The following is a 20772-nucleotide window of genomic DNA, read 5'->3' as shown; positions in this document are numbered from 1 at the left end:
ACTAAACGTAACTTACTGGGAGTATATAACGCTCCCGAGGCCCTCGCATCCTGATTCTGGAGATTCCGCCATGCATGCCCTGATCGTCATCGGTCACCACGACACCGACTCCCTTACCCATGCCCTTGCCCAACAGGTTGCCGAAGAGTTGCGCGCGGCCGGTCACACCAGCGAGTTCGCCGACCTGGCCCGTGAAGGTTTCGACCCCCGTTTCAGCCTGGCCGACCACGCCGTGCACCGCCGCCTTGGGCCGCCGCCGGCCGATGTGCTGGCCGAGCAGGCGCGTATCGAACGCGCCGACACCGTGGTGCTGGTCTATCCCATCTACTGGTGGTCGCTCCCGGCCCTGCTCAAGGGCTGGGTCGAACGTGTCTTCAGCAATGGCTGGGCCTTCTACCAGGCCGCGGACGGTAGTACCACAAAGCGCCTGCACGGTTTGACCGCGCACCTGATCGGCGTTGCCGGGGCCGATGCCGGCACCTTCGAGCGCCACGGCTACGGCGAGGCCATGCGCGTGCAGATCGAGCACGGCATCTTCGATTACTGCGGCGCTCAAGTGTTGAGTTCGACGTTGCTGGACGACAGCGAAGGACAGGATCCGGCACGGCATCTGCGAGCCGCGCGCGCCTTGGGAGAGGGTTTGTTCACTCGCGAGGAACGGCGCGAACCTGCAAGCGTGGAATGAGGGCGGGAAGGCGCGGGCCAGCCCGCGCCAGGTGACAGCGTGCAGGCAATCAGCCGCAGTTGACGCGGGTCACCACACCCTTGTCATCGACATTCAGGTTCAATCGCTCGGAGCGGTATTCCAGGGTGATCACATCGTGCGGCTTGAGGATGCGTGCCATCTGCGAGCCGCTGGCCTTGCGCGCCTGCTCCAACAGCTCGGCGCTGGCCGGCTTGCCGACGGTGAAATCGGCGCCACTGGCTTCGCAGCGGCCGTCATTGCCGGCCGGGGCGGCAGGGGCGCTGGCGCCCGAAGAGCCACCAGTGCTGCAACCTGCCAGGACGGTAGCCACCAGCAGGGTCGCCAGGGAAGCGCGGGTACGGAACATGAATCCTCCTAAATCGATCCGGGAACTGCCTTATGCGACAGTTTCGCCAACGTTTTGTTGCAAAACCAGAGATTCTGCCTGACTCGGCCAGGGGATGCGAAACGCAATCGTCACCGGATTTTGCACCGAACCGCAGGTTCGGCCAAACGCAGGGCTTATGCCTAAGTCGCAGATCCGGTTGCGCAAAGGCATGATTTACTGCAAGAAGTGGAGCATGAAACACCTCCCCTTCGAACGCCAGGACGCGGTATTCGACCTATCACCCAGGCCCAAGCGAGAACCGCCCCATGAGCAGCCACAGCATCGACGCCGATATCAAGGTCAAGTGGGACGAAGGCCAGAGCGCCTACAGCCCGGGAACCCCCGAGGAGCTATTGCTGATCGCCATCGACCTGCTGGTACGCGATCGTGGCAGCGAGGCGGCGCGTAGCTTCATCGACCAGGTGTTCGAGCGCTACGCGCACCACGACACTATTTCAATCGGGCCAGCCGGGCGCTGAGCAGGTCGAAGAAGCCCTGGGCGTCGCCCTCCTCGATCCACATCACATTGGCCGGCTGCTTGAGCACGCCGTACCAGTCGGCAATGGTCTGGCCGAAGGTCGGGCCTTCGCGGCTGTCGACCACCATGTGCACCTGGCGGCCCTTGAACAGCTCGGGCTTGAGCAGGTAGGCGATGACGCTGGCGTCGTGCACCGGGCCGCCGGGCATGCCGTAGTTGTCCATGTCGAACTTGATGTAGGCGTTGAGGATGTCCACCACCAGCTTGCTGGCATTGTTGTTGACCGCGGCGAGCTGCTTGAGGCGCGCGTCGCTGGTGAGCACCTTGTGGGTGACGTCCAGCGGCAGGTAGGTGAGTTTCACGCCACTGGCCAGCACCACCTCGGCGGCGTGCGGGTCGGCAAACAGGTTGAATTCCGCCGCCGGCGTGATGTTGCCGCCGTTGAAGTGTGCGCCGCCCATCACCACCACTTCCTTGATGCCGTTGACGATCTCCGGCTTCTGGATCAATGCCAGGGCCAGGTTGGTCTGCGGGCCGAGCATGGCGACGGTGATGCTGTGAGGCTCGGCGGCGCTCAGGGTGTCGATCAGGTACTGCACGGCGTTGCCCTGGGCCAGCGGTTTTTTCGGCTCGTGGACCTGGACGCCGGTCAGGCCTTCCTCGCCGTGCACGTTGGCGGCGTAGATCGGCGTGCGCACCATCGGCCGCCCTGCCCCGGCGTACACCGGGATCTCTTCGCGGCCAGCCCACTCACGGGCCAGGCGGGCGTTGCGCGAGGTTTTCTCCAGGCGCACGTTGCCGGCCACGGTGGTGATGGCGCGGATCTTCAGTTCCTCGGGCGAGGCCATGGCCAGCAGCAGGGCGACGACGTCGTCGGCGCCGGGGTCGGTGTCGATGATCAGGTCGCGGGGCGCGGCCATGAGGGAAGTCGCGGCCAGCGCGGACATGAGGACGGCTCCTTGGAGCAGGTTCTTGAGGGACATTCAGCACTCCTTGTTGCTAGGGGGATGGATTCACAAGGGGCCGCTTCGCGGCCCTTTCGCCGGCAAGCCGGCTCCCACAGATGCAGCCCGAGGTTGCGCCCGACCTGTGGGAGCCGGCTTGCCGGCGATCGAGGGCGCAAGCCCTCGCATTCGGTCTAGAAAGTGACGCCAGCCACCAGGGCAATGTTGCTGTAGGGCTTGCACTCCCCGGTGCGCACCACGGCCCGGGCCTGGCGACACAGGGTCTTGAAGTCGGCATGGCTCAACACCTGGCGCTGGCCCAGCTCACCGCCCGCGTGCAAACGCTCGACCTCGGCCAACCCTGGCGGCAGGGCCTGGAACACTTCATCGGCCAGCACATGCCGTTCGACCTGCATCTCGCTCAGTGCCACGCGCAACACGCTGGCAAAATCCGGGATACCCGGCGTCAGCGCCAGGTCGATCAGCTCGACGCCTGGCGGCACCGGCAGGCCGGCGTCGCCGATCACCAGGATGTCGCCATGGCCGAGCCCGGCAATGGTCCGCGACAGGGCGATGTTCAGCAACGGCGTCTTCTTCATGGCGCCAGCTCCTTCAACAGGGGAATGGACGGCTGCGCGCCGACCCGGGTCACCGACAATGCGGCGGCGCGCTGGCCGAAGCTGATCGCCTCGTCTTCCGACAAGCCCCGCGCCAGGCCAGCGGCAAAGCCGCCGACAAAGGTGTCGCCGGCCGCCGTGGTGTCCACCGGCTGCACCCGTGGGGCCGGGAAGTGCCGGCTGCCGCTGGCGTCGACCAGCAAGGCGCCATCGCCGCCAAGGGTGACGATCACCTTCCCCGCCCCCAGCTGGCGTAGCCGCTCGGCCGCGCGACGGGCACTTTCCTGGTCGTTGACCCGCACCCCGGCCAGGGCCTCGGCTTCGCTCTCGTTGGGGATCAGGTAATCGATGTAGGCATACCACTCCGCTGGCAGCGGCCCGCTGGCCGGCGCCGGGTTGAGGATCACCGTGCGGCCCAGCTCGCGGCCGCGGGCCAGGGTCCAGGCCACGGTGGTACTCGGGACCTCCAGCTGGCAGATGATCACTTCGGCGCGCTGCAGCAGTGCATCGAAACGGCTCACCGACTCGGGGCTGAGCAGGCCGTTGCCGCCGGGGATCACGACAATGGCGTTCTGGCTGGCGGCATCCACCACGATCAGTGCCACGCCGCTGGACACACCCGGGCACACGCTCACACCCTGGCAATCGATACCCTCGGTGAGCAGCGCCTGGCGCAGTTGCTGACCGTAGGCGTCGTCGCCGACGTTGCCGACCATCGCCACGCTGGCGCCCAGTCGGGCCACGGCCACCGCCTGGTTGGCGCCCTTGCCGCCGGGCGCGGTGAAGAAACTGTCGCCGGTCAGGGTCTCGCCTCCCCGGGGCAGGCGCTGGGCGCGGGCCACCAGGTCCATGTTGAGGCTGCCGACCACTACCACCTTGGCATCCATGGGCATTCCTTAACGGTAATCGTTGAACAGGTCCGGGCGTGGCCCGGTGGATTCGCGCAGCACGATGCGCGGGGCGACGATGCGCTGTTCGGCGGCGCCGTCGCGGCGCGGCGTGACGATGCGCGACAGCAACAGCCCGGCGGCGCTCTCGCCCAGCTCGCGGATCGACTGGCCGACCGTGGTCAGCGCCGGGTACACGTAGCGGCTCAGTTCGATGTCGTCGAAACCGATCACCGACAGCTCGCCGGGCACGTCGATATTGCGTTCGGCGGCGGCACGCAGCACGCCGAAACCGATCATGTCGTTGCCGGCGAAGATCGCCGTGGGCCGCTCGCCATCGAGCAGGCGCGCCGCGGCGGCATGCCCGCCGAGGCTGGTGAAGTCGCTGTGCAGTACATGGCCCGGGGCAATGCGCACGCCGCCCTCGGCCATCGCCCGGCGGAACCCGGCCAGGCGCAGCTGGCTGACCCCGGTGTCCACCGGGCCGCCGATGGTGGCGATCTCGCGGTGCCCGAGCTCGAGCAGGTGGCGGGTGGCCAGGTAGGCGCCCTGCTCGTGGTCGATGCGCACCAGGTCGGCCTCGACGCCTTCCAGGGCCCGGTCGACGATGACCATCGGCGTGCGCACGCCGCTGAGGCTGTCGAGCAGGTCCTGGTCTTCGCCCACCGAGGCGACGATCAGGCCATCAATGCGCTTTTCCAGCAGCACGCGCAGGTAGCTGCGCTGCTTCTGCGGGTTGTCATCGGAGTTGCACAGGATCACGCAATAGCCGTTGCGCTCGCAGGCGTCCTCGATACCCCGGGCCAGCTCGGCGAAATACGGGTTGACGCTGTTGGGCACCAGCAGGCCGATGGTGGCGGTGCTGCGGGCCTTCAGCGAACGGGCCACGGCGCTGGGCACGTAGTCGAGCTCGGCGATCGCCGCCTCGACCTTCAGCCGCACGTGCTCGCTGACCGGGCGAGTCTTGTTCAGTACATGGGACACGGTGGTGTAGGAAATACCCGCAAGTGCCGCGACGTCTTTGATGGTTGCCATGGTTTCAGTTCCGCCGGTTCGCACGCCGGCTGCGATAAGTGTCGAGTACCACGGCGATGACGATGACCGCCCCGGTGATGATGCGTTTGGTCGGCTCAGAGGCGCCGATCTGGGCCAGGCCGGCGGCCAGCACCGAAATGATCAGCACGCCGAAGAAGGTGCTGATGACCGAGCCGCGCCCGCCCATCAGGCTGGTGCCGCCGATCACCACGGCAGCGATCACCTGCAGCTCCATGCCCGAGCCGGCATTGGGGTCGGCGGCCTCCAGGCGCGAAATCTGGAACAGCGCGGCAAGACCGGCGAGCACGCCCATCAGGGCGAACACCAGGATCTTGTAGGGGCGTGGGTCGATACCGGCCAGGCGCACGGCCTCTTCGTTGGTGCCGATACCGATCAGGTAGCGGCCGAACACGGTACGGGTCAGCACCAGTTGGGCCAGCACGATCACCAGCAAGGCGATGATGAAGGCCGGGGAAATACCGAAGGCGATCGGGTTGGAGAACCAGGCGAAGGCATCGCCGATATACGCGGTACGCGAATCGGTGAACTGGTACGCCAGGCCACGGGCCATCTCCAGCACACCCAGCGAGACGATGAACGAAGGGATGCGCCAGGCCACGGTGATGCTGCCGGTGACGGTGCCGGCCAAGGCCGCCACGGCCATGCCGAGCAAGGCGGCGGGCAGCACGCCCCAGCCCCAGCCAAGGATCGCCACGCTGACGGCCGAGGCCGCCAGGGCCAGTACCGAGCCGACCGACAGGTCAATGCCGCCGATGATCAGCACGAAGGTCATGCCCACCGCCAGCACCATCAGGTCGGGGATCTGGTTGGCCAGGGTGCTGAAGGTGGCATAGGACAGGAAATGGCTGCTCAGCAACGAGAACAGCACGATCATCGCCAGCAAGGCGCCGGCCAGGCCCAGGTAGGTGCCCAGGCCGAAATAGGTGCCGCTGCGGCGCACTGGCGCGGCGCCCGAGGTGTTTGTTGTGGTTTTCATGCGTCCATCCTGGGGGCTGCGTCGTGCAGCAGGGCATCACGTTTCTGGTAGCCGGCGAAGGCGGCGGCAAGCAGTTGGTCCTGGGTCCAATGGTCGCGCTCGAAGGTGTCGATCAGGCGGCCGGCGCTGAGCACGGCGATACGGTCGCAGATCAGCATCAGCTCGCGCAGGTCGCTGGACACCACCACCAGGGCCTTGCCCTGGCGGGCGAGCTCGGCGAGCAGGCCGTAGATGTCGAACTTGGCACCGACGTCGATGCCGCGGGTGGGCTCGTCGAACAACAGTACCTGGCAGTCGCGCTCCAGCCAGCGGCCGATCACCACCTTCTGCTGGTTGCCGCCGGACAGCTCGCCCACGGCCTGGGCGGGGCTGGCGCTGCGGATGCGCATGGCGCCGATCTGGCGCTCGGCCAGCTCACGCTCGGCGTCCGCGTCGAGCACGCCGGCACGGGACACGGCGCCGAGGTTGCCCAGGGCAATATTGGCGCTGATCGACTGGCTCAGCAGCAGGCCTTCGCCCTTGCGGTCCTCGGTAATCAGCGCAATGCCAGCCTTGACCGCCGCCTTGGGCGAATCGATGGTCACCGGTACCGGCGGCTGGCCGAGGGCGACCTGGCCGCTGTCGGCGCGGTCGGCGCCGTAGATCAGGCGCAGCAGCTCGGTGCGCCCGGCACCGATCAGGCCTGAGATACCGAAGATCTCCCCTGCCCTGACCTCGAGCGACACCTCGCGGACCTTGTCACCACGGCTGAGCCTGTCGACCTTGAGCAACGGCGCGCCGATCGTACGCTGGCCCAGGTCGATATGCTCGCCCAGCTCGCGCCCCACCATCAGGTTGACCAGTTGCTCGCTGTTGTAGCGCTGGATCGGCTCGGCGCACACCAGCTTGCCGTCGCGCAGCACGGCGATGCGCTGGGCCACCTGATGCAGTTCTTCGAGGCGGTGGGAGATATACACGATGGCCACGCCGCGCTGGCGCAGGCGCTCGATCTGGGTGAACAGCAGCTCCACCTCGCGGGCGGTGAGCATGGCCGTGGGTTCGTCGAAGATCAGCACATGGCAGTCGCCGATCAGGTTGCGGGCGATCTCGACCATCTGCTGGTGGCCGATGCCCAGCTCGCCGACGGGGGTGTCCGGGTCGATGGCATCCAGGCCGACCTGGGCCATGGCCGCGGTGGCCAGCTGGCGCAGGCGCTTCTGGCTGATCCAGCCGAGGCGGCTGGGCAGGTTGTCGAGGAACAGGTTCTCGGCCACGGTCAGCGTCGGCAGCAGGTTGAGTTCCTGCATCACCATGCGCACGCCGAGACGCTCGGCCTCGGCGCGGCTGCCGGGGGCGTAGGGCTGGCCGCGGTAGAGCATCTGCCCGGTGGTGGGAATCTCCAGGCCGCTGATCAGCTTGGACAGGGTCGACTTGCCCGCGCCGTTCTCGCCGGTCAGGGCCAGCACCTCGCCGCCGCGCAGCTCGAGGGTGACATCACCGAGCACGGGCTGGGCGTAGGTCTTGCCCAGGCCGCTGACGGCTAGCACGGTTTCATTGGCCGGTACTGACATGGCCATTCTCCTAGATAGACATACCCCCCTGCAGGAGCGGCTTCAGCCGCGATCACCCGCGAAGCGGGTGCCAGGCACCGCAGTGCCTGCATCGCGGCTGAAGCCGCTCCTACAGAGACCACTTTGTCACTTGGTAATCAGCTTGACCGGGGTCTGGATGACATTGTCGGCATCCACGCCGGGCTGCTCGCCCTTGAGCATCTTCAGCGCCGCCTGGATGCCGAACACCGCCTGCTCGCTGGCCGCCTGGTCGAGGGTGGCGAGCACGCGGCCGTCCTTGAGCATCGGCTCGATGGCCTTGATGTTGTCGTAGCCGACCACCTGCACCTGGCCGGTCTTGCCGGCTGCGCGCACGGCCGAGACGGCGCCAAGGGCCATGCTGTCGTTGCCGGCCAGCAGCGCCTTCAGATCGGGGTATTCGTTGAGCATCGAGGCGGCAACGGCGTTGCCCTTGTCGATCTCCCAGTTGCCGGATTGCACCGAGACGATCTTCATCTGCGCGGCTTCCATGGCGTCCTTGAAACCGGCGGTGCGCTGCTGGGCATTGGTGGTGGTCGGCACGCCTTCGATGATGCCGACCTGGTCACCGGCCTTGAGCTTTTGCTGGGCCAGGTAGTCGCCGACCATACGCGCGCCCTTGCGGTTGTCCGGGCCTACGAACGGCACGCTGATGCCCTTGCTCTTGAGGGTTTCGGGATCGAGGCGATTATCGATGTTGATCACGATCACGCCCTTGTCCATGGCCTTCTTCACCGCCGATACCAGCGCCTTGGAGTCGGCCGGGGCGATGACCAGCGCCTTGGCGCCCGAGTTGACCATCTGCTCGACGATACGGATCTGCTCGCCGGTATCGGTCTCGTTCTTGATGCCGTTGGCGACCAGCTCGAATTCGCTGGCATGGGTTTTCTGATAATCCTTGGCGCCGTCTTCCATGGTGCGGAAGAACTCGTTGGCCAGGGATTTCATCACCAGGGCGACCTTAGGCGCCTCCTCGGCGTGGGCGGCAGGCAGGGAGAACATCAGCGACGACAGAACGGCGAGGGCCAGCGGACGGCCGGAAAACGGCAGCTTCATGGAAATGACTCCGAATCTTGTGGTTTTTATCGGATCGCAAACGTTTGCGGTGACTAACTATGTAAACAGGCCCCGCTTTTGTCAAATCCATTGCGTAGGCAGCCACGGCTACGCCGGTCGGATTATCCGCAATTTGTCCGAAAAACCGAACACATTTCCTTCGCTTGTTCGGTCAGCCGAACACCACGGGATCGGCTTGACCCCATGGTCGCTTCGAGTACCCCCAGTCGCAACAGGGGTTTCCAGATGAAATTCGACGAACGGTAGTTGCTGGTACGAAATCTGCCTTTACCCCAGTGCGACATAACGCACATCTCACCCAGGAAGAGAGAAGCAGTAATGATGAAATCCGCTATCAAGACCTTCGCACCGAGCGCCCTGGCGCTGCTGTTGGTACTGCCGACCGGCGTTTCCGCCAAGGAAGCCGCGCAACAACAGAAACTCGCCAACGTGGTCATCCTCGCCACCGGCGGCACCATCGCCGGCGCTGGCGCCAGCGCCGCCAACAGCGCCACCTACCAGGCCGCCAAGGTAGGCATCGACAAGCTGATCGCCGGCGTGCCAGAGCTGAAGGACCTGGCCAACGTGCGCGGCGAGCAGGTGATGCAGGTCGCCTCGGAAAGCATCGGCAACGACGACCTGCTCAAGCTGGGCAAGCGCGTCGCCGAACTGGCCGACAGCAAGGACGTCGATGGCATCGTCATCACCCACGGCACCGACACCCTCGAAGAAACCGCCTACTTCCTCAACCTGGTGGAGAAGACCGACAAGCCGATCATCGTGGTCGGCTCGATGCGCCCGGGCACCGCGATGTCCGCCGACGGCATGCTCAACCTGTACAACGCCGTGGCCGTGGCCAGCAGCAAGGACGCCCGCGGCAAGGGCGTGCTGGTAACCATGAACGACGAGATCCAGTCCGGCCGTGACGTGAGCAAGTCGGTCAATATCAAGACCGAAGCCTTCAAGAGCCAGTGGGGCCCGCTGGGCATGGTGGTCGAGGGCAAGTCGTACTTCTTCCGCCTGCCGGCCAAGCGCCACACCGTCAACTCCGAGTTCGACATCAAGACCATCAGCAAGCTGCCAGCCGTGGATATCGCCTACGGCTACGGCAACGTGACCGACACCGCCTACAAGGCGCTGGCCCAGGGTGGCGCCAAGGCGATCATCCACGCCGGCACCGGCAATGGCTCGGTATCGTCGCGCGTGGTGCCGGCGCTGCAGGAGCTGCGCAAGGAAGGCGTGCAGATCATCCGTTCGTCCCACGTCAACCAGGGCGGCTTCGTGCTGCGCAACGCCGAACAGCCTGACGACAAGAACGACTGGGTCGTGGCCCATGACCTGAACCCGCAGAAGGCGCGGATCCTGGCAATGGTCGCAATGACCAAGACCCAGGACAGCAAAGAGCTGCAGCGGATCTTCTGGGAATACTGATCGGCATGTACCTCGGGCTGGTGTGTTGAACATACCGGCCCCTCGCGGGGCCAGCCCGCTCCCACAAGTCTGCGGCGATTTTGTGGGAACGGGCCGGCCCCGCGATGTCTTCGATGGAACCAATCCCTCTACCACGGTCTTATACGGCTTTCATCCTACCTGCTGTTGCGAAATGGCTTACAGTGAAATACTGTATGTGCATACAGCAAAACAAGGAACAGCCCCGTGGCCAAACCCGCCCCAGCGTCGCCAAGCAGTTATGAACTACTGGGTCAGCGCATCCAGAAGATCATCAACAGCCCCACCGCCCAGCGCAGCCGCGCCGCCCTGATCTTCCGCCTGGAACACGAATCGCCCGACGACTGGGCCACGCTGCTCGAGGAAATCGCCGAGAACGACAACGTCACCCTCGCCCACCGCGACGATGGCGGCGTGCAGGTGTTCTGGACCGTGCCGAAGGAAGACTGATTGCACATGAGAGTTTCGCTTTTCGCTGCCTGCCTGCTGCTGCTCACCCCCCTCGCCCACGCCGACGCCCCGCGCACCTTCCAGGAGGCCAAGAAGGTCGCCTGGAAGCTGTACGCGCCGCAGTCCACCGAGTTTTATTGCGGCTGCAAGTACCAGGGCAACAAGGTCGACCTGGCGTCCTGCGGCTATGCGCCGCGCAAGAACCTCAACCGTGCCTCGCGCATCGAGTGGGAACACATTGTCCCGGCCTGGCAGATCGGCCATCAGCGCCAGTGCTGGCAGGACGGCGGGCGCAAGAACTGCTCGCGCAACGACAAGGTCTACCAGCGGGCCGAGGCCGACCTGCACAACCTGGTGCCGAGCATCGGCGAGGTCAACGGTGACCGCAGCAACTTCAGCTTCGGCTGGTTGCCCGAGCAGCATGGCCAGTACGGCAGTTGCCTGACCCAGGTCGACTTCAAGGCCAAGAAGGTCATGCCACGCCCGTCGATCCGCGGGATGATCGCGCGCACCTATTTCTACATGAGCAAGCAGTACGACCTGCGCCTGTCCAAACAGGACCGCCAGTTGTTCGAGGCCTGGAACAAGACCTACCCGCCGCAGGCCTGGGAGCTGCAGCGCAACCAGCAGGTGGCATGTGTGATGGGGCGCGGCAACGCCTTCGTCGGCCCGGTCAACCTCAAGGCCTGCGGCTGAAGGCCCTCAGGCCAGCGTCTGCAGGTAGGCGCTGGCCTGCTGGTACCGGCACAGCCGGGCCACATCGGCCGGGCCTGGGCAGGGGATGCGCGAAAGGTCGCTGTTGTCGGCCAGGTCCGCCAGCTTCACCTGGCGCGCCAAGGGGTCCACACCCAGGCGAATGACGAACGCCTCGTAGCTCTCGCCCTCGCGCCGGCTCAGCGCCAGCAGCGCGGCGAGGATCTTCAGCGGGAAACCTTCACGGGCGAGGTCGGCCAGGGTCAGCGGCGTGTCTTCCAGCACATCGTGCAACACCGCGACGATGCGCTGCTCGGGGGTGATCACCCGCCCCATCACCCGCAGCGGGTGAAGGATGTAAGCCGCCCCTCCTTTGTCGAACTGCCCTTCGTGTGCCTTGATGGCCATCGCGATGGCCCGCTCCAGCGTCGCCATGAGTCGCTCCCCCTACTCAACCCGCGCACTAGACAGCATAGCCGTTGCGCCACGGGCGTGTTCACCCAGCGCCAGCGCGTCATGCCGGCGAGCTTGCGCCGACACCGCCGAAGCTTTTGCCAGCCTTAGGTTTTTTAAGGCTCATGAGCACAAATTTACTAATTTCTCGATACCCGCCCACCCCGCATCATCGCCCCAACAAGAACGCGTCGCCCCTTGCCGGCACGCACCCGGGCCTCCCCCGATGCCCCACCTTGCCTTGGAGTCAGTCATGACCAGTGCAGCCAATTCGGCACCCCTCATCGAGAAACACACGATCGGCTACGTGCCGCCGCAAGACCGCCATGGAAAGGTAAGGGATCTGTTCACACTGTGGTTCGGCGGCAACATCGCGCCGCTGCCCATCGTCACCGGCGCGCTGGGCGTGCAGTTGTTCCACCTCAACCTGGTGTGGGGCATCGTCGCCATCCTGGTCGGCCATCTGCTCGGCGGCGTGCTCATGGCCCTGCATTCGGCGCAGGGCCCGCAAATGGGCATCCCGCAGATGATCCAGAGCCGCGCCCAGTTCGGCTCGCTCGGCGCCCTGCTGGTGGTGGTGATCGCCGGAGTCATGTACATCGGCTTCTTCGCCTCCAACATCGTCCTGGCCGGCAAGTCGCTGCATGGCGTGATCGAGACGGTGCCGGTGTCCGTGGGCATCGTCATCGGTGCATTGGGCTCGGGCATCATCGGTATCATCGGCTACCGCTTCATCCACGTGCTCAACCGCATCGGTACCTGGGTGCTGGGCATCGGTATCGTGGTCGGCTTCGGTTACATCTTCAGCCACGTGCAGAGCGACGATTTCCTCACCCGTGGCGGCTTCAACCTGGCCGGCTGGCTGGCCACCGTGTCCCTGGCGGCGCTGTGGCAGATCGCCTTCGCGCCCTACGTGTCGGACTACTCGCGCTACCTGCCGGCCGACGTGAAGGTTTCCTCGACCTTCTGGACCACCTACCTGGGCTCGGCCCTGGGCTCGAGCCTGTCGTTCATCTTCGGCGCGGTGGCGGTGCTGGCGATCCCTGCCGGGATGGACACCATGGACGCGGTCAAGCTTGCCACCGGCACCCTCGGCCCACTGATGCTGGTGCTGTTCCTGCTCAGCGTGATCAGCCACAACGCCCTCAACCTGTACGGCGCGGTGCTGTCGATCATCACCCTGGTGCAGACCTTCGCCTACCGCTGGATCCCCACTGCCAAGAGCCGCGCCGTGCTGTCCCTGGTCGTCCTGGCGGCCTGCTGCGTGGTGGCGGTGTTCGCCTCGGCGGACTTCATCGGCCACTTCGTCGACATGGTGCTGGTGTTGCTGGTGGTGCTGGTGCCGTGGACGGCGATCAACCTGATCGACTTCTATGTCATCCACAAGGGCGACTACGACATCGACTCGATCTTCAAGGTCGACGGCGGCATCTACGGGCGCTACAACCCCCAGGCGCTGATCGCCTACGCGGTGGGTATCGTGGTGCAGATCCCGTTCATGAACACGCCGCTGTATGTCGGGCCGGTGTCCGTACACATCAACGGCGCCGACCTGTCGTGGCTGGTGGGGCTGGCGATCACCTCGCCGCTGTACTGGTGGCTGGCCAGCCGCGACAGCGCGTATCGTCGTCGGCAGGTGAGTGCGAAGCTGGCGGCGGGGATCTGAGTCCGCCGGGCTGAAAATTGCCAAGAGGACCCGCTGCGGCGGGTCTTTTGCCCTTGCCAGGCAAGCTGGCGCTGGCCGAACTGGCCGTAGCGCGGCAGAACCGGCTCAGGGAAGAAGAAGAGAAGGAGCTGGTCTCCGCCCGCGGCGCCAAAGACGTCGAGGCCAAGCGCCGGCAGACCGAACGTACCACCGAAGCCGAGACCGAGACCGAGAAGCAGCTCACGCTGATCAACGTCGAACGGGAAAACGTCGGGCCGAGAGCGGCAAGCAAACCGCCGAGTTGCTTCGTGACAAGGCCAAGGTCAACGCCGAGGCCACCAAGATCACCGCCGACGCGGAATCCTATGCACGCGAGGCCTCCCTCAACGCCGACGGCGCCCTGGACCTCAAGACGCCCTGAATAAACACGCCCGCATTGGTACCTGGAACTCTTCCAATGCGGGGCGCGCTGGTCGGACCGGCATGAGCATCTGCAATAGGCAACGTTCGTACAACCCAGCGGTACAAGGAGGCATTAGACACGCTTGAACTGCACAAGGAGAGCAACGAAAGCCATCCAGACAACAGCGATCAGAATGCAGTACATACCTAGCTTCATGCGCTTTTTCAGGTAGACCGGAAAATCACGACTATCTTCCGGGTTCAGCCACCCCTGACGAATACCTAACGCAGGCCAAAACATCCCAGCCGTCATAGCACAAACTGTCATCAGTCGAAACTTTAGCGTCAGCGCACCACCGTTTCTCAGCTCTTCGCGAAGACCTTCACTGCGCTGCAACGCGTCGCACATCACCTTAAAATGGCGCGAGCCTGCAATATGCAAGTCAATCGCAAGCCCGGCCAGTCCAATAACGAATGGAGCGAGTAGCAACGCTATCCTCAACTCCACAGGCCACCAGCTCAAATCAATCATAAGCGCACACACAGAGTTTCAAGGTCGAGTAAAATCAACGAAAGCAACAATAAGCGCCGATTCACTCAAGGCAGTAAAAATATAAAAAGCCGCAACCCTCATACGCCTTTTGAGATAGACCGGAAACTCACGATAGTCTTCAGCATTCAGACTACCTCTCCTAATTGACAAAGTCGGCCACAATAGTTCACCCGTCATAGCACTAACCGTCATAGATCGAAATTTCAAAGTGTAACCTCCCCCCTTCTTCAGCTCCTCACGCAGACACTGACTCCGATGAAGTGCCGCACACATAACATCGAATTGCCTTGAAGAGGCCATATACGTAATTAGAACAATACCGATAAACACACTCACGAATGGCACTAATAGTATCGCAATCCTCAGCCCAGATGGCCAATGGCTCAAGACAATCATATGCAGCCTCGCACAACAATTCGCCTACCCCTTCCCCCGAAGGAAGCCCCCCGGCTGCTGCAACTCCGCAGTTTAATCCGCACGGCAAGCTTCATGAAGCCTACTTTTAAGGTGTCCGGAAAATGGTAAATCCATCAGTCTGCCCGTGTGAACGTCAACAGCCAAATTGCAAGCACCAACCACAAAAAACCGGCAAGAGACAACCATGCAGAAACCACCATAAGTCGCCGAAGACCATGAGGAAACCTCCTAATTTCCTCCTCCTCGAAAAGCCCTTTCCTAACAACATAAGACGGACAGAGAAACGCCCCACTTATCGTATTCACCAAATGCCACCTATATTTGAAACTCGCCTCATCGAGATAACGCCTCTGCTGTTCAACCCACACGCTTTTAGGTAGCGCCCCAATCACTTGGCGATAACATTCACCGCGAGCAAGGAAAATACTCATAATTAGTCCGATTAAACAGAATATAAATGGCACCCCCATGAACATAAAAGCCCAACCTGACGACCAGAAACTACTCATTTCGCCCGCCACTCATATAAGAACTCTCCCAACCACTCGCCTCCCTTGCCAAGGTTTGAGGCTCCCAGATAGGAACCAGCCCCCACCAGAACCACACCACAAACAGCACCACCTATACCGGCTGTAGCTGCACCTACGGCTCCACATGTAAATGTGGCTACCAAGCTACCTGCTTTAGCACCATAAATTCCCCCGACCACTCCACCAGAAAAATTTCCGACCTCGGTAAAACGAACTTTCCTGCAGGCCTCGACGCTCCCTGCCCTGCAAACCTGTTGCACTTTCAAATAGGAAGACGTCGCCCCCAAGCCCACTGCCACATGCCCCCCATACTTCAAATATTTCGACATCTTCGCCACTTCATCCAAATGCGTCGCATACCCCGGTATCGCTCCCGGCGTGCCAGCCTTCGACCAGTGATGCACGAGGCTTTTAGTAGAGATACTCAAGCTCTTACGCAGGCTTTCATGCCCAGCGAGGTTCAAATATTTGCCTAGAAACGCACTACGTAGCTGCGCATTCAATTGCTGATAGAGCGCTCGACGTGATTCGAAGAATTGCGGGCTATTGAGATGCCCATGCAAGGTGAACTCGCGCTGATGCAGGCTTTCCAGCCCTTTGAGCGTATCTCCCACCTGCCCCAGCCCACGTGACAGCATGTCCTTGCCCACGCCCATGGATTGACTCGCACCATTGAGCACTCCAGCGATCTCGCCAATGTGCTGCATCATGAAGTTGGCCTCCTGCTCGTCGAGCACAGCCAGTGCCTCCCGCGCCTGCTGCGCCGCAGCCATCAGGTCGGCTTCCTCGCGGGTGCAGGCGTGGTGGTTGTCGGGGTCACCGAGGATGAAGATTTCACCGGCCTTGAAACCTTGGTCGAAGGTAGGGTTCAGGCGCTGGATGCGTGCAATAGGCAGTGTGCTGTCCTGCGCCAACAACTGCGCCAGTACCTGAGGGCCGGACATGCTACGGGGAACGATATGAAAACCGGGTTCCAACCCGACTTGCGCAAACGCGATGGCGCCAGGCATCTGTGCGTTGGCTTGGGCATGGAGAGTGCGGGCGCCGGGGACCGTCGCCGCGTTTGTCTGCCTGCCATGCATGGGATGACGGCATGGCGCCATTCCACCCAAAGGAGCAACTACCCTGTTACTGCCGTTCGGGCAGCCACAGGCAACCAGTGAACCATCCATCGCCAGTGGCTGACCGTCGGAAATCCACCCGAGGTAACCCTCTACAACGACGCCAGGTTGGCAGCAGAGCGGACATTCGGTAGTCGAGTCCCCGACCCGCAGGACCTTTCGCCCATCACAGATGTAACCCTCACCGCTGGCAATGCAGATTGCACCCGTGGTGGTGACATCGCCATCTACTGCCTGGCCTTTCCCGTCAAGACTAACGCGATACATGAGCAGGTTCCTTTTGCGCTGAAAGCTCAAGAACCTAACAAATGAAGTTCGCCCTGTTACCCGAGAAAAAGTGAAAGAGACATTTCCTACTTTGACTAGAGAAAAGTCTTAAAACCAACCCTGTAACCAGCCTGTTCAGGCGTGCAGCCTAACCTGAGCGGGCTGGTCACAATGCCCTTCAGTGCCCGCTACGCAACATTTCCTTCGGCACATACTTGCCAATTTCATACTTGCCGATCGCCGCCCGGTGCACCTCATCCGGTCCGTCGGCCAGGCGCAGGGTGCGCTGCATCGCGTACATGTAGGCCAGCGGGAAATCACCGCTCACCCCTGCCCCGCCATGGATCTGGATGGCCCGATCGATCACCTTCAGTGCCACGTTCGGCGCCACCACCTTGATCTGGGCGATCTCGCTGCGCGCCACTTTGTTGCCGACGGTATCCATCATGTAGGCGGCCTTCAGGGTCAGCAGCCGGGCCATGTCGATCTCCATCCGCGAGTCGGCGATCTTGTCGACGTTGCCACCCAGCCGCGCCAGCGGCCGGCCAAAGGCGGTGCGCTCGACCGAGCGTTTGCACATCAGCTCCAGGGCGCGTTCGGCCATGCCGATCGAACGCATGCAATGGTGGATGCGCCCAGGCCCGAGGCGGCCCTGGGCGATCTCGAAGCCACGGCCCTCGCCGAGGAGCACGTTCTCGTAAGGCACTCGCACGTTCTCGAACAACACTTCGGCATGGCCGTGTGGCGCGTCGTCGTAGCCGAACACCGGCAGTGGGCGGACGATCTTCACGCCGGCTGTGTCGGTGGGCACCAGGATCATCGAGTGCTGTTGATGACGCTGGCCGTCGGGGTTGGACAGGCCCATGAAGATCATCACCTTGCAGCGCGGGTCGCAGGCGCCGGAGGTCCACCACTTGCGGCCGTTGATCACCCACTCGTCACCGTCGCGCACGGCGGTGGCGGCCATGTTGGTGGCATCCGAAGAGGCCACGTCCGGCTCGGTCATGGCGAACGCCGAACGGATCTCGCCACGCAGCAGCGGCTCGAGCCACTGGCGCTTCTGCGCCTCGCTGCCGTAGCGCACCAGCACTTCCATGTTGCCGGTATCCGGCGCCGAGCAGTTGAACGGCTCGGGCCCCAGCAGCGAACGGCCCATGATCTCGGCCAACGGCGCGTACTCAAGGTTGCTCAGCCCTGCGCCATATTCGGATTCGGGCAGGAACAGGTTCCACAGCCCTTCCTCGCGGGCCTTGGCCTTGAGCTCCTCCATGATCGCGGTAGGCTGCCAGCGGTCGCCCTCGGCAACCTGGCGCTCGAACACCGGCTCGGCCGGGTAGACGTATGCATCCATGAATGCGCTGACGCGCTCGCGCAGTGCCTGGACCTTGGGCGAATAGGCGAAATCCATCGGGGCTACCTTCCGTCAATGAAGAACATGGACCTGAGCCTAGAACAGCCACCCTTCATCCACCTAGTCTATTTTCTTCGTGTATAAACATTCATAACCAATATATGATCGATCCATAACTCCAACAAAGAGCGGCGCCCATGAACCTCAGCAAGGTCGACCTCAACCTGTTCATCGTCTTCGACGCGATCTACACCGAAGCCAACCTGACCCGCGCCGGGCAGATCGTCGGCATCACCCAGCCGGCGGTGTCCAACGCCCTGTCACGGCTGCGCGAGACGTTCAACGACCCGCTGTTCGTGCGCACCGCCCAGGGCATGGTGCCCACGCCCATGGCCCAGAACATCATCGGCCCGGTACGCAACGCGCTGTCGCTGCTGCGCACCTCGGTACAGGAAAGCCGCATCTTCACCCCGCTGCAGGCGAGCAAGACCTTCCGCATCAGCATGACCGACCTCACCGAGGCGGTGATCCTGCCGCCGCTGTTCCAGCGCCTGCGGCGGCTCGCCCCGGCACTGGTGATCGAGAGTTTCCTGTGCAAGCGCCGCGAGACCACCAAGGAACTGGCCGCCGGGCGCCTGGACTTCGCCGTCGACGCGCCGCTGAACACCGACCCGCAGGTGCGTCACGTCAAACTCATGCAGGACCGCTACGTCTGCGCCATGCGCCCCGGCCACCCCCAGGCCGACAGCAAGCTGACCCTGGACAACTACCTGGCCATGACCCACATCCATATCTCCAGCCGTCGCAACGGCCTGGGCTATGTGGACCTGGCCCTGGGCAAGATGGGCGTGCAGCGCCGTGTCGCCCTGCGTTCGCAGCACTACCTGATGGCATCTCAGGTTCTGCAGCAGACCGACATGGTGATGACCGTGCCCGAGCGTTTCGCCCGCCGCCACCAGTTGCGCCACCAACCGCTGCCGGTGGAGGTACCGGCGCTGGAGACCCACCTCTATTGGCACGAAAGCACCGACCAGGACCCGGCCAACCGCTGGATGCGCGAGCAGATCATCGAGTTGTGCGAGCGGGTGGTGGCCCAGGACGACCAGGAGCAGGCAAGCCCGACAATCGCATCGGCCTGAGTCGCCTACACTGTCGGTGATTGCCTCTGAACCCAGGAGCCACTCATGGACGACAGCCAACATGGCAAGCCACCGACCTTCTGGCAGATGCTGCAGAGCATCCTTGCCGCGGCGTTTGGCGTGCAAAGCGGCAAGAACCGCGCCCGCGACTTCACCAATGGCAAGGCCAGCCATTTCATCGTGATGGGGACAGTGTTCACGCTGATCTTCATTTTCGTGCTGATAGGCCTGGTGCAGTTGGCGATGCACCTGACGGCGCGCTGATCGCAGGGCAAATCCGCCAATACTGCTTGCCAAAACGCAATCCGCCCGCGGATATCCCTTCCGCGGGCGGTTCAGGTGTTTCTCACGGTCTTGAGCAGTTATCCGCTATTGATGGCTGACCCAGTACACTGCGGTGACCACCACCAGCACGATCAGACAGAGGATCGCCCAGGCATCGACACTGCTGTCAGCTTTGCGGACCTTGGTAGAGTTTCCCATTGCATTGCCTCTTGTAGTGGTTATGGGAATGCACTTCACAAGCAGCAGTTAAGTCCAGCAATGCCCTTCGCTCAAGCAGGGTCTTTCAATACTCGACGGGTGACGTGAGAAACGGGTAGCGGAAATCAGCCGGCCGCCCTTCGGCGCTGAAACGGTGGAAGTCGATACCGTGGCCATCCTGCTCCAGCAGCTTGAGCCAGCGCCTGGCCTTGGCCGGGTCGATCAGTTGCAGCGCGGGCGCGCTGTGCTCGCGCTGGCCGTCGCGGTCCACCGCCAGCCCTTGGGCATCGTCATGCAGCATGACCATGGCCCAGCCGCCCAAGGTGAAATGCCCACCCATGAGCACGCTCAAACGCCCGTCGATACGCGCGCGCAGGGCCTCGGGCGAGCTGTTGACCGCGCTGAACAGGGCATCGCGCCCCGGCACCTTGCCCAACGCCTCGAACGCCTGCATGGCACCGAACGCCATCTGGTCGTTGGCCGCCCACACCAGACTGGTGTCGGGGTAGCGCTCGAGCAGCATCTGCGCCTGTTCGAAGGCGCGTTGGCGGCTCCAGCCGCCGTACACCACCTGGCGCAGGCGCACCTGGGGGAACTCGGCCAGTGCCCGGCGCATGCCCTGCACGCGCAACTGCGAGGCCGGCGTGGTCTTGACCCCGGCGAAGGCCAGCAGGTCGACCGGCCCGGCTGCGGCGGGCAATTGCGCCGCCAGCGCCTTGAGCATCTGGTAACCGGCCTCCTCGTCGTTGCTGACCAACGTGCCGAGCACTTCAGGATACTTGTCCGGCTGCGCCTGGACACTGTGTGCCTGGCTGTCGGTGAGGCCGTTGTTGACCAGGAACAGCTTGACCCCGGTCCCCCGCGACAGGCGGATGATCTCGGGGGCGATATACAGTTCGTTGACCAGCACCAGGTAGTCTGGACGCTGCGGTCCTTGCAGCGCCTCCCGAGCCTGGTTCAGCGCAAGGTCGGCGCGACGCTCGCTGTACTGCACGCGCAAGGTCATGCCCAGGTCGCTGGCGGCGGCCTGCATGAAGCGTGAATAGTCGACCCAGAACGTTTCATCGGAATAGCCCGGGTTGAGAAATACCACCGAAGCGGCCTGCGCGCTCGCTGCCAGTGGCAGGCTCAGGCACAGGCTCTGGCACAAGGCCTTGAGCATGC

21 protein-coding genes and 2 pseudogenes are annotated in these 20772 nt (G+C 63.5%); 9 read left to right on the top strand and 14 right to left on the bottom strand.

Annotation, left to right across the window (positions count from 1 at the left end; genetic code table 11):
- Positions 1–70 precede the first annotated feature (70 nt).
- Positions 71–685: an NAD(P)H-dependent oxidoreductase gene (locus CCOS191_RS10665; protein WP_046855163.1), complete on the top strand. Its 615-nt coding sequence runs from the start codon at positions 71–73 to the stop codon at positions 683–685.
- A 49-nt stretch (positions 686–734) separates the two neighbouring features.
- On the opposite strand, the gene CCOS191_RS10660 is transcribed toward CCOS191_RS10665, so the two are convergent.
- Positions 735–1052: an I78 family peptidase inhibitor gene (locus CCOS191_RS10660; protein WP_046855162.1), complete on the bottom strand. Its 318-nt coding sequence runs from the start codon at positions 1050–1052 to the stop codon at positions 735–737.
- Positions 1053–1339: 287 nt separating this feature from the next.
- Here CCOS191_RS10660 and CCOS191_RS10655 point away from each other — a divergent pair, with 287 nt between their 5' ends.
- Entirely contained in the window at positions 1340–1552 is a 213-nt protein-coding gene (locus tag CCOS191_RS10655; RefSeq protein WP_046855161.1) for a hypothetical protein, read from the top strand.
- Here CCOS191_RS10655 and CCOS191_RS10650 read toward each other — a convergent pair.
- From CCOS191_RS10650 to CCOS191_RS10620, 7 genes are all read right to left on the bottom strand, one after another.
- On the bottom strand, positions 1524–2534 hold the full coding sequence (locus CCOS191_RS10650; protein ID WP_046855160.1) for a nucleoside hydrolase: 1011 nt from the start codon (positions 2532–2534) through the stop codon (positions 1524–1526). The genes CCOS191_RS10655 and CCOS191_RS10650 overlap by 29 nt on opposite strands.
- 155 nt (positions 2535–2689) lie before the next feature.
- Positions 2690–3094, bottom strand: coding sequence for a D-ribose pyranase (gene rbsD / locus CCOS191_RS10645; RefSeq protein ID WP_046855159.1), 405 nt, complete (start codon positions 3092–3094; stop codon positions 2690–2692).
- Entirely contained in the window at positions 3091–3999 is a 909-nt protein-coding gene (gene rbsK / locus CCOS191_RS10640; protein ID WP_046855158.1) for a ribokinase, read from the bottom strand. The genes rbsD and rbsK overlap by 4 nt, the downstream gene beginning before the upstream one ends.
- A 9-nt stretch (positions 4000–4008) precedes the next feature.
- Positions 4009–5034, bottom strand: coding sequence for a LacI family DNA-binding transcriptional regulator (locus CCOS191_RS10635; protein WP_046855157.1), 1026 nt, complete (start codon positions 5032–5034; stop codon positions 4009–4011).
- A gap of 4 nt (positions 5035–5038) precedes the next feature.
- Complete coding sequence (locus CCOS191_RS10630; protein WP_046855156.1) at positions 5039–6031, bottom strand: ABC transporter permease; 993 nt, start codon at positions 6029–6031, stop codon at positions 5039–5041.
- Positions 6028–7581 (bottom strand): sugar ABC transporter ATP-binding protein, encoded by a 1554-nt coding sequence (locus CCOS191_RS10625; RefSeq protein ID WP_046855155.1) that lies wholly within the window; start codon positions 7579–7581, stop codon positions 6028–6030. Before CCOS191_RS10625 ends, CCOS191_RS10630 begins: the two co-directional genes overlap by 4 nt.
- Positions 7582–7707: 126 nt before the next feature.
- On the bottom strand, positions 7708–8655 hold the full coding sequence (locus CCOS191_RS10620; protein WP_046855154.1) for a sugar ABC transporter substrate-binding protein: 948 nt from the start codon (positions 8653–8655) through the stop codon (positions 7708–7710).
- A 342-nt stretch (positions 8656–8997) separates the two neighbouring features.
- Here CCOS191_RS10620 and CCOS191_RS10615 point away from each other — a divergent pair, with 342 nt between their 5' ends.
- The 3 genes from CCOS191_RS10615 to CCOS191_RS10605 all read left to right on the top strand — a co-directional run bounded on the left by CCOS191_RS10615 (position 8998) and on the right by CCOS191_RS10605 (position 11250).
- Positions 8998–10086 carry an asparaginase gene (locus CCOS191_RS10615; protein ID WP_046857749.1) on the top strand — a complete coding sequence of 363 codons (1089 nt, stop codon included), beginning with the start codon at positions 8998–9000 and terminating at the stop codon, positions 10084–10086.
- A gap of 225 nt (positions 10087–10311) precedes the next feature.
- A complete protein-coding gene (locus tag CCOS191_RS10610) occupies positions 10312–10554 on the top strand; it encodes a DUF1654 domain-containing protein (protein ID WP_046855153.1) in 243 nt (80 codons plus the stop codon).
- Between the two features lie 6 nt (positions 10555–10560).
- Positions 10561–11250, top strand: a complete 690-nt coding sequence (locus tag CCOS191_RS10605; RefSeq protein WP_046855152.1) for an endonuclease — start codon at positions 10561–10563, stop codon at positions 11248–11250.
- Positions 11251–11256: 6 nt separating this feature from the next.
- On the opposite strand, the gene CCOS191_RS10600 is transcribed toward CCOS191_RS10605, so the two are convergent.
- Positions 11257–11682, bottom strand: coding sequence for a bifunctional (p)ppGpp synthetase/guanosine-3',5'-bis(diphosphate) 3'-pyrophosphohydrolase (locus CCOS191_RS10600; RefSeq protein ID WP_023631215.1), 426 nt, complete (start codon positions 11680–11682; stop codon positions 11257–11259).
- A 271-nt stretch (positions 11683–11953) separates the two neighbouring features.
- On the opposite strand from CCOS191_RS10600, the gene CCOS191_RS10595 reads away from it, so the two are divergent.
- Both CCOS191_RS10595 and CCOS191_RS27190 read left to right on the top strand, forming a co-directional pair.
- Entirely contained in the window at positions 11954–13366 is a 1413-nt protein-coding gene (locus CCOS191_RS10595; RefSeq protein ID WP_046855151.1) for a purine-cytosine permease family protein, read from the top strand.
- A 68-nt stretch (positions 13367–13434) separates the two neighbouring features.
- Positions 13435–13757 (top strand): annotated as a pseudogene (locus tag CCOS191_RS27190) (SPFH domain-containing protein); the annotation flags it as partial.
- 123 nt (positions 13758–13880) lie between these two features.
- On the opposite strand, the gene CCOS191_RS10590 reads toward CCOS191_RS27190, so the two are convergent.
- The 4 genes and pseudogenes from CCOS191_RS10590 to CCOS191_RS10580 form a co-directional block, all read right to left on the bottom strand.
- The gene (locus tag CCOS191_RS10590) at positions 13881–14279 is read right to left on the bottom strand and encodes a hypothetical protein (RefSeq protein WP_046855150.1); all 399 of its coding nucleotides are present in this window, start codon (positions 14277–14279) and stop codon (positions 13881–13883) included.
- A gap of 943 nt (positions 14280–15222) precedes the next feature.
- Positions 15223–16191, bottom strand: a complete 969-nt coding sequence (locus CCOS191_RS10585) for a hypothetical protein (protein ID WP_331711978.1) — start codon at positions 16189–16191, stop codon at positions 15223–15225.
- A gap of 255 nt (positions 16192–16446) precedes the next feature.
- A pseudogene (locus CCOS191_RS28575) lies at positions 16447–16635 on the bottom strand (PAAR domain-containing protein); the annotation flags it as partial.
- A 178-nt stretch (positions 16636–16813) separates the two neighbouring features.
- The gene (locus CCOS191_RS10580; RefSeq protein ID WP_046855148.1) at positions 16814–18043 is read right to left on the bottom strand and encodes an acyl-CoA dehydrogenase; all 1230 of its coding nucleotides are present in this window, start codon (positions 18041–18043) and stop codon (positions 16814–16816) included.
- 140 nt (positions 18044–18183) lie between these two features.
- Between CCOS191_RS10580 and CCOS191_RS10575 the strand changes: the two genes are divergently transcribed.
- Both CCOS191_RS10575 and CCOS191_RS10570 read left to right on the top strand, forming a co-directional pair.
- Positions 18184–19125: a LysR family transcriptional regulator gene (locus CCOS191_RS10575; protein WP_046855147.1), complete on the top strand. Its 942-nt coding sequence runs from the start codon at positions 18184–18186 to the stop codon at positions 19123–19125.
- Between the two features lie 45 nt (positions 19126–19170).
- On the top strand, positions 19171–19389 hold the full coding sequence (locus CCOS191_RS10570; protein WP_046855146.1) for a DUF2970 domain-containing protein: 219 nt from the start codon (positions 19171–19173) through the stop codon (positions 19387–19389).
- A 304-nt stretch (positions 19390–19693) separates the two neighbouring features.
- On the opposite strand, the gene CCOS191_RS10565 is transcribed toward CCOS191_RS10570, so the two are convergent.
- Positions 19694–20770 carry an ABC transporter substrate-binding protein gene (locus tag CCOS191_RS10565; RefSeq protein ID WP_046855145.1) on the bottom strand — a complete coding sequence of 359 codons (1077 nt, stop codon included), beginning with the start codon at positions 20768–20770 and terminating at the stop codon, positions 19694–19696.
- Positions 20771–20772 lie beyond the last annotated feature (2 nt).

The sequence above is a fragment of the Pseudomonas sp. CCOS 191 genome (genome assembly GCF_001007005.1).
Classification (GTDB): domain Bacteria; phylum Pseudomonadota; class Gammaproteobacteria; order Pseudomonadales; family Pseudomonadaceae; genus Aquipseudomonas; species Aquipseudomonas soli.
This window is presented reverse-complemented; position numbering and strand designations above follow the sequence as displayed.

Bases quoted from the DNA above. Each gene is read 5' to 3' on its own strand.
- CCOS191_RS10665 (WP_046855163.1), top strand. From the start codon at position 71: ATGCATGCCCTGATCGTCATCGGTCACCACGACACCGACTCCCTTACC.
- CCOS191_RS10660 (WP_046855162.1), bottom strand. From the start codon at position 1,052: ATGTTCCGTACCCGCGCTTCCCTGGCGACCCTGCTGGTGGCTACCGTC.
- CCOS191_RS10655 (WP_046855161.1), top strand. From the start codon at position 1,340: ATGAGCAGCCACAGCATCGACGCCGATATCAAGGTCAAGTGGGACGAA.
- CCOS191_RS10650 (WP_046855160.1), bottom strand. From the start codon at position 2,534: ATGTCCCTCAAGAACCTGCTCCAAGGAGCCGTCCTCATGTCCGCGCTG.
- rbsD (WP_046855159.1), bottom strand. From the start codon at position 3,094: ATGAAGAAGACGCCGTTGCTGAACATCGCCCTGTCGCGGACCATTGCC.
- rbsK (WP_046855158.1), bottom strand. From the start codon at position 3,999: ATGGATGCCAAGGTGGTAGTGGTCGGCAGCCTCAACATGGACCTGGTG.
- CCOS191_RS10635 (WP_046855157.1), bottom strand. From the start codon at position 5,034: ATGGCAACCATCAAAGACGTCGCGGCACTTGCGGGTATTTCCTACACC.
- CCOS191_RS10630 (WP_046855156.1), bottom strand. From the start codon at position 6,031: ATGAAAACCACAACAAACACCTCGGGCGCCGCGCCAGTGCGCCGCAGC.
- CCOS191_RS10625 (WP_046855155.1), bottom strand. From the start codon at position 7,581: ATGTCAGTACCGGCCAATGAAACCGTGCTAGCCGTCAGCGGCCTGGGC.
- CCOS191_RS10620 (WP_046855154.1), bottom strand. From the start codon at position 8,655: ATGAAGCTGCCGTTTTCCGGCCGTCCGCTGGCCCTCGCCGTTCTGTCG.
- CCOS191_RS10615 (WP_046857749.1), top strand. From the start codon at position 8,998: ATGAAATCCGCTATCAAGACCTTCGCACCGAGCGCCCTGGCGCTGCTG.
- CCOS191_RS10605 (WP_046855152.1), top strand. From the start codon at position 10,561: ATGAGAGTTTCGCTTTTCGCTGCCTGCCTGCTGCTGCTCACCCCCCTC.
- CCOS191_RS10600 (WP_023631215.1), bottom strand. From the start codon at position 11,682: ATGGCGACGCTGGAGCGGGCCATCGCGATGGCCATCAAGGCACACGAA.
- CCOS191_RS10595 (WP_046855151.1), top strand. From the start codon at position 11,954: ATGACCAGTGCAGCCAATTCGGCACCCCTCATCGAGAAACACACGATC.
- CCOS191_RS10590 (WP_046855150.1), bottom strand. From the start codon at position 14,279: ATGATTGATTTGAGCTGGTGGCCTGTGGAGTTGAGGATAGCGTTGCTA.
- CCOS191_RS10585 (WP_331711978.1), bottom strand. From the start codon at position 16,191: ATGTCCGGCCCTCAGGTACTGGCGCAGTTGTTGGCGCAGGACAGCACA.
- CCOS191_RS10580 (WP_046855148.1), bottom strand. From the start codon at position 18,043: ATGGATTTCGCCTATTCGCCCAAGGTCCAGGCACTGCGCGAGCGCGTC.
- CCOS191_RS10575 (WP_046855147.1), top strand. From the start codon at position 18,184: ATGAACCTCAGCAAGGTCGACCTCAACCTGTTCATCGTCTTCGACGCG.
- CCOS191_RS10570 (WP_046855146.1), top strand. From the start codon at position 19,171: ATGGACGACAGCCAACATGGCAAGCCACCGACCTTCTGGCAGATGCTG.
- CCOS191_RS10565 (WP_046855145.1), bottom strand. From the start codon at position 20,770: ATGCTCAAGGCCTTGTGCCAGAGCCTGTGCCTGAGCCTGCCACTGGCA.